This is a genomic window from Microcoleus sp. F4-D5 (assembly GCF_036704885.1).
Classification (GTDB): domain Bacteria; phylum Cyanobacteriota; class Cyanobacteriia; order Cyanobacteriales; family Microcoleaceae; genus Microcoleus.
Genome location: NZ_JAUBSX010000051.1, coordinates 41,433 through 53,561, shown reverse-complemented (window position 1 = coordinate 53,561; position 12,129 = coordinate 41,433). Strand labels below are relative to the sequence as shown.

General features: G+C 47.4%; 10 protein-coding genes and 1 rRNA gene. 4 read left to right on the top strand and 7 right to left on the bottom strand.

Annotated elements, in window-relative coordinates; genetic code table 11:
* A 16S ribosomal RNA gene (locus tag QUA80_RS21730) occupies positions 1–938 on the bottom strand; the annotation flags it as partial.
* A 777-nt stretch (positions 939–1,715) separates the two neighbouring features.
* Positions 1,716–3,650 carry a serine/threonine-protein kinase gene (locus tag QUA80_RS21725; RefSeq protein ID WP_333427146.1) on the bottom strand — a complete coding sequence of 645 codons (1,935 nt, stop codon included), beginning with the start codon at positions 3,648–3,650 and terminating at the stop codon, positions 1,716–1,718.
* Positions 3,651–3,869: 219 nt separating this feature from the next.
* Here QUA80_RS21725 and QUA80_RS21720 point away from each other — a divergent pair, with 219 nt between their 5' ends.
* The 3 genes from QUA80_RS21720 (at position 3,870) to QUA80_RS21710 (ending at position 5,139) form a co-directional block, all read left to right on the top strand.
* Positions 3,870–4,022 (top strand): hypothetical protein, encoded by a 153-nt coding sequence (locus tag QUA80_RS21720; RefSeq protein ID WP_333244767.1) that lies wholly within the window; start codon positions 3,870–3,872, stop codon positions 4,020–4,022.
* Between the two features lie 125 nt (positions 4,023–4,147).
* Positions 4,148–4,630, top strand: a complete 483-nt coding sequence (locus QUA80_RS21715; RefSeq protein WP_333244769.1) for a 2Fe-2S iron-sulfur cluster-binding protein — start codon at positions 4,148–4,150, stop codon at positions 4,628–4,630.
* Between the two features lie 38 nt (positions 4,631–4,668).
* Entirely contained in the window at positions 4,669–5,139 is a 471-nt protein-coding gene (locus QUA80_RS21710) for a phycobilisome protein (RefSeq protein ID WP_333427145.1), read from the top strand.
* Between the two features lie 17 nt (positions 5,140–5,156).
* On the opposite strand, the gene QUA80_RS21705 is transcribed toward QUA80_RS21710, so the two are convergent.
* From QUA80_RS21705 to QUA80_RS21685, 5 genes are all read right to left on the bottom strand, one after another.
* Positions 5,157–6,323, bottom strand: a complete 1,167-nt coding sequence (locus QUA80_RS21705) for a pentapeptide repeat-containing protein (protein WP_333427144.1) — start codon at positions 6,321–6,323, stop codon at positions 5,157–5,159.
* 240 nt (positions 6,324–6,563) lie between these two features.
* A complete protein-coding gene (locus tag QUA80_RS21700; RefSeq protein ID WP_333427148.1) occupies positions 6,564–7,226 on the bottom strand; it encodes a V4R domain-containing protein in 663 nt (220 codons plus the stop codon).
* A 49-nt stretch (positions 7,227–7,275) separates the two neighbouring features.
* On the bottom strand, positions 7,276–7,746 hold the full coding sequence (locus QUA80_RS21695; RefSeq protein ID WP_333427143.1) for a phycobilisome protein: 471 nt from the start codon (positions 7,744–7,746) through the stop codon (positions 7,276–7,278).
* A gap of 163 nt (positions 7,747–7,909) precedes the next feature.
* Positions 7,910–8,176 carry a hypothetical protein gene (locus QUA80_RS21690; protein WP_333427142.1) on the bottom strand — a complete coding sequence of 89 codons (267 nt, stop codon included), beginning with the start codon at positions 8,174–8,176 and terminating at the stop codon, positions 7,910–7,912.
* A gap of 97 nt (positions 8,177–8,273) precedes the next feature.
* The gene (locus QUA80_RS21685) at positions 8,274–8,975 is read right to left on the bottom strand and encodes a V4R domain-containing protein (protein WP_333427141.1); all 702 of its coding nucleotides are present in this window, start codon (positions 8,973–8,975) and stop codon (positions 8,274–8,276) included.
* A 281-nt stretch (positions 8,976–9,256) separates the two neighbouring features.
* On the opposite strand from QUA80_RS21685, the gene QUA80_RS21680 reads away from it, so the two are divergent.
* Positions 9,257–11,089, top strand: coding sequence for a peptidase C14 (locus QUA80_RS21680; RefSeq protein WP_333427140.1), 1,833 nt, complete (start codon positions 9,257–9,259; stop codon positions 11,087–11,089).
* Positions 11,090–12,129 lie beyond the last annotated feature (1,040 nt).

Here is a 12,129-nt window from a genome sequence, read left to right as displayed (position 1 = left end):
AGGTTCTTCGCGTTGCATCGAATTAAACCACATACTCCACCGCTTGTGCGGGCCCCCGTCAATTCCTTTGAGTTTCACACTTGCGTGCGTACTCCCCAGGCGGGATACTTAACGCGTTAGCTACGGCACTGTCCGGGTCGATACAGACAACACCTAGTATCCATCGTTTACGGCTAGGACTACTGGGGTATCTAATCCCATTCGCTCCCCTAGCTTTCGTCCCTGAGTGTCAGTTATGGTCCAGCAGAGCGCCTTCGCCACCGATGTTCTTCCTGATCTCTACGCATTTCACCGCTACACCAGGAATTCCCTCTGCCCCTACCATACTCTAGCTGTTCAGTTTCCACTGCCTTTCCGAAGTTAAGCCCCGGTCTTTGACAGCAGACTTGAACTGCCACCTGCGGACGCTTTACGCCCAATCATTCCGGATAACGCTTGCATCCTCCGTCTTACCGCGGCTGCTGGCACGGAGTTAGCCGATGCTGATTCCTCTGGTACCGTCAGGTTGCTTTCACAACTTTCTTCCCAGAGAAAAGGGGTTTACAACCCAAGAGCCTTCTTCCCCCACGCGGTCTTGCTCCGTCAGGCTTTCGCCCATTGCGGAAAATTCCCCACTGCTGCCTCCCGTAGGAGTCTGGGCCGTGTCTCAGTCCCAGTGTGGCTGATCGTCCTCTCAGACCAGCTACCGATCGTCGCCTTGGTGGGCCTTTACCCCCCCAACTAGCTAATCGGACGCGAGCTCATCTTCAGGCTATAAATATTTTCCCTTGCGGTTCATCGGGGCTTAGCAGTCGTTTCCAACTGTTGTCTCCGTCCTGAAGGCAGATTCTCACGCGTTACTCACCCGTCCGCCACTAAGTATTTCTACTCCGTTCGACTTGCATGTGTTAAGCAGACCGCCAGCGTTCATCCTGAGCCAGGATCAAACTCTCCGTGTTGTTGAGTTCTTTTTTGGCTCGTCAAGTTCTTGCCACTCAGCGATGAAACTGGGTTTTTTTCCCTTGACTTTTTTCTCGTTGTTTGCGATATTAAGTATCAGCTTTCGCTTTTACTTTCGCTGTTAATTTTTTTGACGAGGTTAATAGTGCTTTAAGCTTTCAAACTATTCTTTTTTCTAGGTTCAGTTGTTTGCCTTGAGTTGGCGGTTCGGTGAACCGCTTCCCTTCTGGCGCTTTATTAATGTATCAACTCTCCCCAGGGTTGTCAAGCTTTTTGACAAAATATTTTTAAACTTTTTAGAAGCCATACACACCAAGGGTTTCGGCTAGTTAGCCCGACTCCGGCATCCGGTGGTTGATTCCTCTTTCGCCCAAGGCCCTGCTTTTTGACCCCCAAATAGGGTTTTTGGCCGGACAATCTGCAGCGGATGGGTAGAAGAACTAGGTTGTTCAAGATGATGGGGCTGACTTAGAGTAGAGGTTAGGCTTTCGTTAGAGTGTGAGGTGTGAGGCTGCATCACTTGGGTTCAGCAGAACAAAAGCAGGTTGCTGTATGAGTCATATATATTTAAGTGGTGTCTGCATTTCTAGGACTTGACGGAGGGAGTTTTGGGTATGGGATTGAGCCGATCGCCCTTAACAATTCCTCAGATTCAAAATCCTGAAGTCGGCACGACACGGTTCTCTAACCCCGCTCAAACTCCCAGGAATCGATCGCCCGCAAATAGACTCTCCTGAATTACAGCAACGCCGAAACAGCTTCAGTTACCCCAGTCATCAGCCTTTGATGCTCGATCGCGAGTTTGTCTCCTCAACATCTAAATCTAAAAAGTGCAAGTGACTCCCTTCCTCAGTATTGACCGCAATCGCTAAACCTGTATTTCCCCAAGGGGCGATCGCCCGGGGTGCGGCGGGGCTGCTAAAATTCCCTACTTGAATGCCTTGACTGTTTAACACCAGAATCTGTCCTCCAACATCTGCCAAAACCCATCCCCAATTTGTCACACAAGCAGACACTGGCCAAGTTTCAAGGGGAATTCGCGCTACCTTGAGCGGCCACAATTTCATCAACAGCACGGCCGCTTTACCAGATTGAGGAATTCCTAGCAAAGTATACGGTTCAGGTGTCAGCAGCGTCTGTCCGACACTGGTTGACAACCGCACAGAACCCACCGGCGTGCCGCGGCGAGTGTAAACTCTAAAAATAGTTTGGGGATTTTTGGGTTCGTTGTCCGACCAAATTGCTAAGACGTGTCGCCGATCCAAAAACATTAGTTCTGGTAAATAGTGTTCCGCTAAAGGCACAGTAGCCATCGGCTTCAGGGTTTTTTCCCGATCGCCCGCAGTGCTGTTTGCAGCTAAAGAATAAAAACGCAGTTCGCCGGGAACCGCTACTGTCAACCAGCTACCGTGAGAATCAACAGCAGCTCTTAAAGCCTCTGACCCTTGCCTGAAACCAATATCCAACAAGCACTGAGGCTCCCAATATCGCTCGTTGAGCCAGTAAAGTTTTTGCGGAGTGAGAACGTAGCAGCCCGAGGAACCAGGTAAAATGCCGCGCACGATTTCCGGCATTAATATAGAAGTAGAGATTTCTCCTGTAACTAGCTGTTTTCCTGGGTGACACCAAACCTTCACCTCTTTACCTACAGCAGCATAGAGATACGTTTCAGTGGCAATTAAAGCCGTCAGCGGTGCAGGAAGTATCAGTGGCTTTGGGTGCGAAAGCTTGGGGCGCACAGTCCGAAGTAAATTAATAGCCGACTGTGATGCTTTGTCTTCTTGGACTTCCAGCAAAGACTCATTTTCCGACTTCTGATTTTTAGCCTCCTTAGTTGCGGGATTTTCCCAAGGAATAATGCAGTTCCCCAATTCCCTGACTGCGGGGTCGTACACGATCAGCCGCAGAGCTTGAGCCATTTGGGAAGCACTCGCAAAACGGCGGGCTGGCAGCTTTTCCAAAGATTTTTTGACTATTACTTGCAAAGGTTCCGGGATGGCATCGGGAAGTTGCAAGCGTTGATTCAGGTGTGCCCATCTCAAGTCTCCGGGGGTTCCGCCGAAAGGGCGGTAGCCCATTAGCAACTCAAACAGCAAAATTCCAACTGCATATATATCTGACATGGGAGAGTAAAGACCGTAAAACCTCTCTGGGGCCATGTAAGCAGGGGAACCTACGGTAGCGTCGGGAGAAATTTCTTGGTGGAGGCGAGTGGTACCGATTTCTGGCAGGCGGCGCGCGATGCCAAAGTCAGACAGCCGGGGCGACCAACCTTTGGAGCCCAAAGTTAGGAGGATATTTTCGGGTTTGATGTCGCAGTGAACTACGCCTCGGCGGTGGGCGTAGTCTAAGCCTGCTAAAACTTCCATGACTAGCTGCAAACCTTCGATCAGTCGCAAGGGGCGGTCTTGTTTGAGCAGGTTGCGGAGGGTTCCTCCCTCGCAGTAGTCCATAACCAAGTACCTGCCTGTAGCTGTGTGTTCTAGAGCTCGGCAGGTGACAATGTTAGGGTGCTGCAATGTGATCAGAAACCATAACTCTCGCAAAAATTCGCTAGTTGGGGCTTTTTGATGGCTGAGTTCTTTGAGAGCGACCAGTTGGCTGGTGAGGCGGGAGTCCTTGGCGGGAGCTTCTCGAACGCTGGCACAAAAGACTTGACCAAATTGTCCTTGTCCGACTAGCCCTAAAATGCGGTACTTAGAATGTTGCATCGGTCTAATTGTAGAAAATGCTTGAGCTAGTATTAAAATCTGTAAAGAATTCTGACAAAAATTCAAATTTTTAAATTGCTAGCCAGGTACAGCCTATGTTATCTCAGGTTGATTCTGAGCCGACAATCGAGCGATCGCACGGTCGCGCCTACTAAAATCCTTGAGTTTCGGAATCAGTAGCAATCTTGCCGGATTCGGGTGCGAGATATATAAGTACCTGTGGCTGCTATTTTAGTCGATCGCGACTATTACAGTTTTTTCAAGACTGTCAACGAAAAATCTAAGATTTTAGCAATCGCAGCTAAGCTGGAGAATAGGGCAGACGGAACAGCGATTACCAAAACAGAAGCGCGGTTATACTATCAGGGTTAGAGAGGCGGAAGCCGATGGTGCGATCGAGCCATTTTAACCTTTTTGAGTGTTAGCCAAATTTTTTTGGCTTTAAATATGTCGATCGTACTTGCTAAATACTGAACTTGACAGGAGCAAAAATCAATATGGTTAAAATTATTAGACTAGATCCAATTTCCGAGGAAATGGCAGTCGAAACCCGATCTAATATCCTGTCTGCCTTACTTTCCAAAGACTTAGACGTTCTCAAGGAATGCGGGGGGCGGGGAATGTGCGCTACCTGCCACGTTTACATTAAAGAAGGCATGGAAGGCTTATCTGACATGAACCGGCGCGAGAAGAGGACGTTGGAAGTCATTACTACAGCTCAAGCCAATTCGCGACTTGCTTGTCAGGCTCAAATTATGGGCGAGGGTGTAGTTGTACAGTTGCCTGCAGGGATGTACATTAATGCTATTGAAAATGTGGAAGCTCTAATTGGCCGCCGGGCTCAGCAAGATTTATTACACCCAATCACGGGTCAAGTAGTTGTAGAATCAGGAAAGTTAATTACTCGTTCGATTGTTACACAGCTTAATGAAACCCGCTTTCAAGTAGGACAGTATTTAGTTCGGACTAAAGAAGCTTAAAACTGATATGTTTGTATTTTAGTAGTAGAGAAAAACTTATGTTGAGCCAACTTGCACGTTTGAGTACGGAAGCAGACGGACGCTACGCCAGTGCTGAAGAACTCCAATTTTTGAAAGACTACCTTCAGTCTTTGAATCACCGGATCAGTGCTTATAAAAAAATTCAAGCGTCTGAAACAGAAATTATGCAACAAGTGGAAGCACAAATGCAGTCTCTCGACCCCAATTTATTTCGCCGGGGGACTCAAGATGTGACCCAAAAGTGCCGTGGAGATATTGTGCAGGTCTTGAGGCATTCGGCTGCTGCAATGTTGATTGACGATACTGAACGGTTGCGCGATCGGCTCCTGCTTTGGTTGCAAACTATTTTAGGCGCTGTTCAAGTTCGCAATACTGCGACCGTGACCTACGATGTGATGAAAAAGGTACTCAAACAATATCTCACCGTGGAAGAAAGGAACTTATTTTTTCCGATTCTGGACAACAACCGCACTTTATTGGGCAAATAATCAAGGGGGTTGACAGGTTAATGGCGATAAACTGTGCCGTTAGGAAGAATGGCTCCAATCAACTTGGCTCCCCTCAAATCCGCCTCAGTGAGAATGGCTCCCCGGAGGTTCGCTCCTGTTAAGTCAGCTTTCTGCAAGTTGGCTTTACTCAGGTTAGCTTTGCTCAAGTCAATTTCCTGCAGGCAAGAATTAGACAGGTCGGCATTGATCAGGTAGGCTCCGCTCAAGTTGGCTTTGCTGAGGTAGGCTCCGCTCAAGTTAGCTTCTATCAGATAAGCACCGCTCAAGTTAGCTTCGTTCAACAATGCCTCTGCCATATTAATTCCAGTTAAAAGTTTGCGGCTCAAGTCTACACCGCCGAGATCGGCCCCGCTGAGGTTGATACCGCTTAAATGGCAGCCATTCAACGTAATATTTCTCAGGTAGGTTTTGCTCAGGTCTGCTTTGCACAAATTGGCTCTATCCAAGCAAGCTTCGCTGAGGTCTGATTCGCTCAAGCAGGCGCCGTTTAAATAGGCTTGAGTGAAGTTAGTTCGCCTGAGGTTAGCTTGCAACAGCTTGGCTTTGCTGAGGTTAGCACGGGTTAAGTTGGCTCCGGCTAGGTTGGCTTTGAACAATTCAGATCCGGTGAGCTGTGCTTCGGTCAAGTCTGCCTCTTTGAGACTCGCCAAACTTAAGCAGGAATATTTGAAATTGACCCCGTTGAGATTGGCTTTAATCAGATAAGCTTTACTTAGATTTGCCTCGCCCAGAACGGCTTTGGTGAGGTTGGCAGCGCTCAGATCTGCACCTGCGAGATTGGCCTTGGGGAGAATTGCTCCGGTCAAATTGGCCCAATTCAGGTGACATCCGGCGAGGTTGGCGCCGGTGAGATTGGCTCCGCTGAGATTGGCTCCGCTGAGACTTGCTGCCATGAGGTTGGCGCCGGTGAGATTGGCTCCGCTGAGGTCAGCTTTGCTGAGGTTTGCTCGGCTCAGATGGGCTTTGGTGAGGTCGGCACCGCTGAGGTTAGCACCGATTAAGTAGGGTCGGTGCTGGTGTTGGTTGAGGTTTGCCAAGATTAGAGTTGGGGCATCGCTGGAACGGTATAAATCGATCGGACTCAAGACAATGCCGCGCAGATTTGCCAGTCTAAAATCTCTTTCGCCGGCTGCATATCGATTTAGAAGTTCGTTGGCGTCCATTAAGTTCTAGCAAAATGTTTTAGGTTGTGATTGCTTTTAATTTTTATGAGTTTCTAGGAGCGGTTATGAATTATCTAGCTCCTAGTTATAATCTGGTTTTATTTAAATAGCTAAAATCGGATTTTCCAACTCTTTAGCTTTTTTATAATTTAACTCACAGTTTTGATTATAGTGGATTTTAGGGCTGGGCAGCCATCGATTTGACAGCTATTAGTTAGTTGCTAATAGCTGTCAAACAAGTCAAATTTTTTGGGTAAGTTGACTGATAATAGCTTCGTGTTGTTGTCCTTCTTCGACGAAATTATCTGCTGGTTGGAGGCGATCGCGCAGCCCTAAAATAAAGCGATTGCAGTCCGAGCCCAAGGATTCGCAGGAGGTTTGCAGGCAGTGGAGTTCTCGACCTGTAAGCTGACTAAAGAACGAACTTAAAATACCTGCTTCTAGAAAACAGGCTGGCTGCTTAGACTTGGGGGCTGTTTTGGCAAAAAGAGAATTAGCAGTTTTTACTATTAAAAATCCGTGTTCGGAATAGCTGGGGTCCAGTTCAAGTGTTCCCCATCCGTGAGTTTTCCAGCACTGTTGCAAGGACTGAAGAAATTCTACCATTTCCATTTCAGAAACTGGCTGACCGTAGTATTCGCTGACTTCTTCGCAAAAACGCACGTAGAAGTTTTTACCCCACCAGCGGCCGCAGTTGAAAAGCACGAGGCGGGAGGCTTGACCGGTTTCTTTTTCCAAGCCGATATAAATCGCTTGAATCAGTGTTTCTGGGAGCGCTATGAGTCGATCGCCCCGGCGGTTTTCGAGCAAGCCTAGTTCGAGGTCGCCTCGGACGTAGGCATCGCTGGCAAAGTAGTTTCCAGGGAGTCGGGGCTGTTTGAGCAAGTCGGCAATATTAATCATCGGGAATTGGGAATTGGGAATTGGGAATTGGGAATTGGGAATTTGCTGATTATTTATTACCTCGGTCAATAACTATTGACTGCGCTTGGTCTAAAAATGGCTGTAATATAGCCCTGGCTTGCTCGGAAAGCAGTTCTTTTAAACGAGTTTGCAGCAGATCGCAAACAGTTGCTTCGAGCTTTTGAGTTTGGTGGGCTTCGACTATGCCGGAAAGCCAGTTTAGGAGGCGCTGTTCGAGCAAATCTCGATCGTTCAGCAGCATGGCCATAGCGCAGTACCGCAAGACTAACAGCCAGTGTTTGAGCGATCGTTCTAAGGTTTCTTGTTTTTCGTCGGGGAATGTTTCTTGTAGCTGGTTGGCTATTGGTTGGAAGATGCTTGCTTCCTTATCTCGCAAAAATTCGTAAATTTTTAAGCGCTGGGCAAGAGTTGCAGCTTGACGCTTAAAAGCTATAAGTTCTTCGCCTTTTAAAAATCGGTTTTCTGCCTGATCCAGCAGCGACTCAATCTCAGGGTGCATGATTTTTATTAAGTGGTAGTCGGTAACTGATATAAAGAAGGAAGTTCGGCAAAAAGCAGTGTACGGGATTTAACGGATTTAACGGAGGGATTTTGAGAGAAGAGATATGAAAAATGAGGGATGAGAGATTGCCATATTTTTTGTTTTCCATTTCGCACACAGATTAAAACAAGTCGAATAGGTCATCAATGGTGACTTCTGCTGGTTCAGAAATAGAAATTACTGGCAAGGGTGGCGGTAGGGGTAGAGCACCTACTTCGGGAATTCCTTCCCAAGAAATAGCTTGAAAAAAGTCTGCTACTGACTGGGTTAAAGTCATAACTTGACCGGGGGTCGAGCCATTTTCGGTTTCTAAAGGTTTTCCCAACCAATTATAGTGACCAAAGAAATCTTGGACAGACTTGTCCAACCATGAAGTTTGACTTTTCATCTTTTTTCCTGCCTGGAGAGGCCCACCATCGGACTCTCGATCGCGAAATTGGTGGGAGGAAAGGCAGGGCAGGGGATGTGCCTTTCCACTTTGTTGTTTACCGCAATATTTCACCGTGTTGCAGTCGAGTTTGAATATCGCGGGCGTTGGCACCTTCGTTGAGCCAGAATGCTGCTGCATCAATTTTATCAGGGTTGCCGAGCAGGAACTTGCAATAGGTTTCTCCCATTGAGTAACATTGGAGTTCTATGCAGCTCAGAGGCTTTTTGACTAGAGATCCGAAGAAACCAGCGAACAAACCGGCATATAGGTGACAAACCGGTTTGCCTACGTCGCCCAAAGTGCGAGCAACTGCTGAGTCAAAGATATTGATGAAGATGCAGCCGTGTTTGCGATCGCTCATGTCAACTTCCCAGCGACCCCAACCTTGAGCAGTGAAAGGCCACCACCAAGTTTCTAGCAGAAACATGAGATTGGACTGGCGAATGTTCTGGCTGAATTCGGCACTAAACCATTTTTGAAAAAATTCTGAATCTTGCAGTCCCCAATGGCAACCAATAGTATACATGATGACAGAGGAAGCCGGACCTACTTCTTCTTCGAGTCCCTCCACCAAACCGATAATGAAGTCTTCGCTGGTAAAAATGTTGCGCGACTTATTCCAGTCGTTAATTGTACCTATCTGGCTGTCGAAGGCAAAAAAATCCTGAAACCTATAATGGCTGTGAGTTTTCGGATGCTTTTGCTTCAGTCGCGATTCGCTGCGGGTGGAGATTTCTTTTTGGGCAGTAGAGACCATTGGCGGGTTATTCCTTTTTGGTGTTGTTTGCTGAAAATTAGACTCAAATACACTGGCCTGTGTATCCAATTTAACTTCATTTTTCTGAAAGCAGGCACAGGGTATAAATTTTTACTGCAATATAAAAGTTGAAAATTCTAGGATGCTAAATTTGGGCGCTTGTTGGGACTTCTGCCTTCGGACAACTGCTGTCAGAGTGCTGGCGAAAGTAGGTATAACCTTAAACGGCTATGTGTTATCGTTTTGTGCAAGCTGTCCACTATGTGTATAGGGCATATGAGATGAAAAATCACGCTTGTATTGCAATAGGCATCAATCAATATCAGTTACTCCAGCCTTTGAGTTATGCCCAAGAGGATGCAGAGGCACTGTACGGTTTTTTGACTGAGGAGGCGGGTTTTGCGCCGGACGGGTGTCTGCTGATGACCGATAGCTCGCCGTCGCTGTGGGGTCAATCAACATATCCGAATCGGGAAAATATTCTGAGGTTGACCCAAAGCCTGTGTGCGGAACATCTGCAACAGGGAGATTTACTCTGGTGTTTTTTTAGCGGCTACGGTGTCAGTTATGAAGGCAAGGATTATTTAATGCCGGTTGACGGCAATCCGGCGGACATTCAGGGTACGGGGATTCCGGTAGAGTTGCTGTTGAATACTCTGAAAAACGCTCCTACGGAAACGGTGTTGGTGCTGGTTGATATGAACCGCAGCCAGATTGTGAAAGCGGGGGACACGATCGGCTCTCAAACGGCCGAGCTGGCGCGGGAACTGGAAATCCCGACGGTGCTTTCTTGCCGCCCGAATCAAGTTTCGCGCGAAACTTCGGCTTTGCGTCAGGGATTTTTTACGACGGCGCTTTTGGAGGGACTGCGATCGGGACAGTGCACGACCCTTAAGGGTTTAGACCGTTTTTTGAGCGATCGGCTGCCGGAGCTGTGCGACCACCATTTGCGTCCCAAACAAGAACCTTTGATGGTGGTGAATCCTCCGGGAAAGGCTCATTTGGTGATTTTGCCGGATGTTTCTGGGGTGCCAACTGCTGTATTGGCAGGACGCAATGGCAATATGGCGGTTAATGCCGCTGATGGGTTCGATCGCCCGCAAATGGCGACGGCTACGGCTCGAGTGGAACTGCCTCCGGCAGTTCGCAACGCTGAGGATTCGTCGGTTGAGATGCCACCTGCGTTGCAGCCGGATGCTGCAGGTCCTGCCGATCGGGGAGGCGATCCACCCAACTTGCAAAAGCCGGAGGATCGGGATAACGGCGGGTCGGACAAGTCATTTTTGCAGCAGCTAGTTTTGTGGAGCTCAGCTACGGCTTTGGTGCTGCTGTTGGGTGTTTTTCTGACGAACAAATCAATTTTTATCGGTCAGCAGGAAGGAGATCCTCGATCGCCTGCTGAAAATGCCCAAAACTCTGGATCTCAAAACTCTGCTGGTGCTGGGGGGTCGCAGAACCAACCTCGGGCGGTGCAAGCAGTGACTGGAAGCAAGCAGCCACAATCGAGCCAGCAGGTGTGGGCTGAGGCGAAAACTTTCCTCAAGGATGGTTCGGCTTCTAGTTTTAATAAAGCAGTGGCTAAGGCTCGAACGATTCCGGCTAGCGATCCGCTCTACCCGCAGGCTCAGCAGGATATTGAGCGCTGGAGTTTAACGATTTTGGATATAGCTAACGGGCGGGCTGCTCGGGGCGATTTCCAGGGGGCGATCGGGGCTGCTAAATTGATGCCTGATGTCAACAAGCCTGTTTACAATCAGTCGAAACAGGCGATCGCTCAGTGGGACGAGCTATCCAAAGACCAGGACGTAAATGTTGCTTTGCTATCAGCTGCTAAGGGTCAAATTAAGCGGGGGGTTGCGTCTTCTTACAGTAAAGGTATCCAGCAAGCTAATAAAATTGAGCCCGGTCAGCCGAAGTATGAAGAAGCTCAGCAGTTAATTGGAGAGTGGAGCGAAAGTATTCTCAAAATTGCTCAGTTGCGCAGCTCTCAAGGAAAGCTCAAAGAGGCAGTTGAAGCTGCATTGCTGGTGCCGTCGGGTACTAAGAGTTATCAGCCGGCTCAGAAGGAGATAGCCAATTGGAAAACTAAGCTGCAACGTCAGAAAAAAGGTTGATTTAGTTGATAATTTCTCGGTTTCCCACCGGGAAATTATCTTAGGAAGTCGCCGAAATAGGTTGATAGGTCGATCGCTCAATACCTCTTGATACTGCAAAAATAGATCTACATATCGATAATTTAAAACAATAATTTTCTTCACCATTTCCCCCCCGCAGCTTCGGTGCGAGGGGATTTTATATCCTGGCATATCGATTCGTTTTTGTATAGTGAAAGATATCATATCGGGAGGTTAATTAATATCTCTAATTCACGCCCAAATCTCGATAAACCAGCCCTTCCACAGTCAAAAACCAGATTTTTTTGACCCCAAACATGGCTGGAGAGATGTTTTTTGTAAAAAAGTTGCTTTGCCAGTCATAAATAAGTCAGTTTTAATCTCAAACTATAAGATTTGATTGGGTTTTTATCAGTTCCGCTTAGACGGTTAATTTCTTCTTATTTTGAACTTTAATAGTCAGCAAATTGCGCTAGATATAATTGCGGTTAAATACTAAGAACGAGGGCAAAATCTGCACGTTAAACCTTGACAGCGCGGGTATTGCCGTGTTGATTACCCCAGATTTTTTGCTTTTAAAAACAAGCGACGGGTGGAATACTGTTTAAACTTGTGCTGTTTTTAGCTAACAAGCATAAATCTATTTGTTATAAATTATACAAAATCAGCCCTGAGTAGTAATTGTAATTGGCGAGCGATCGCCCCCAATGAATTCAGAAAACAGATTCACCGCCACAGAGTGCAAAATGTCAGCGTTCTCAAGCTGGGAGTCTTGGTTGGCGCGCACATCACAAAGCTGCCTTAATTAACACAAATAAGGGCTTTGCAAGAAAAGTAAAAAATATATTCTTGAGAAAAAAGAATAAAAACTTGCTCGCTTATGGTAGCCCAGGTAACAACACGTATGCCTGAAGTTATAGTCCACAGCGAGGCTTGCGGGCAGATCTAATTAAATAGGGTGAGGTGGCAGTGTTCGGGTGTTAAGAGGGGCTCTCGAAGAGGAAAGTTCGGCGAGCGATCGCTTCCCAATGGGGGATGAT

What these genes read in the sequence shown, in the direction of transcription:
- QUA80_RS21695 (WP_333427143.1), bottom strand. Translation starts at nt 7,746, where the DNA reads ATGCACCCTGAGATTGAGTCGCTGCTGGATCAGGCAGAAAACCGATTT.
- QUA80_RS21690 (WP_333427142.1), bottom strand. Translation starts at nt 8,176, where the DNA reads ATGAAAAGTCAAACTTCATGGTTGGACAAGTCTGTCCAAGATTTCTTT.
- QUA80_RS21700 (WP_333427148.1), bottom strand. Translation starts at nt 7,226, where the DNA reads ATGATTAATATTGCCGACTTGCTCAAACAGCCCCGACTCCCTGGAAAC.
- QUA80_RS21715 (WP_333244769.1), top strand. Translation starts at nt 4,148, where the DNA reads ATGGTTAAAATTATTAGACTAGATCCAATTTCCGAGGAAATGGCAGTC.
- QUA80_RS21725 (WP_333427146.1), bottom strand. Translation starts at nt 3,650, where the DNA reads ATGCAACATTCTAAGTACCGCATTTTAGGGCTAGTCGGACAAGGACAA.
- QUA80_RS21680 (WP_333427140.1), top strand. Translation starts at nt 9,257, where the DNA reads ATGAAAAATCACGCTTGTATTGCAATAGGCATCAATCAATATCAGTTA.
- QUA80_RS21685 (WP_333427141.1), bottom strand. Translation starts at nt 8,975, where the DNA reads ATGGTCTCTACTGCCCAAAAAGAAATCTCCACCCGCAGCGAATCGCGA.
- QUA80_RS21705 (WP_333427144.1), bottom strand. Translation starts at nt 6,323, where the DNA reads ATGGACGCCAACGAACTTCTAAATCGATATGCAGCCGGCGAAAGAGAT.
- QUA80_RS21710 (WP_333427145.1), top strand. Translation starts at nt 4,669, where the DNA reads ATGTTGAGCCAACTTGCACGTTTGAGTACGGAAGCAGACGGACGCTAC.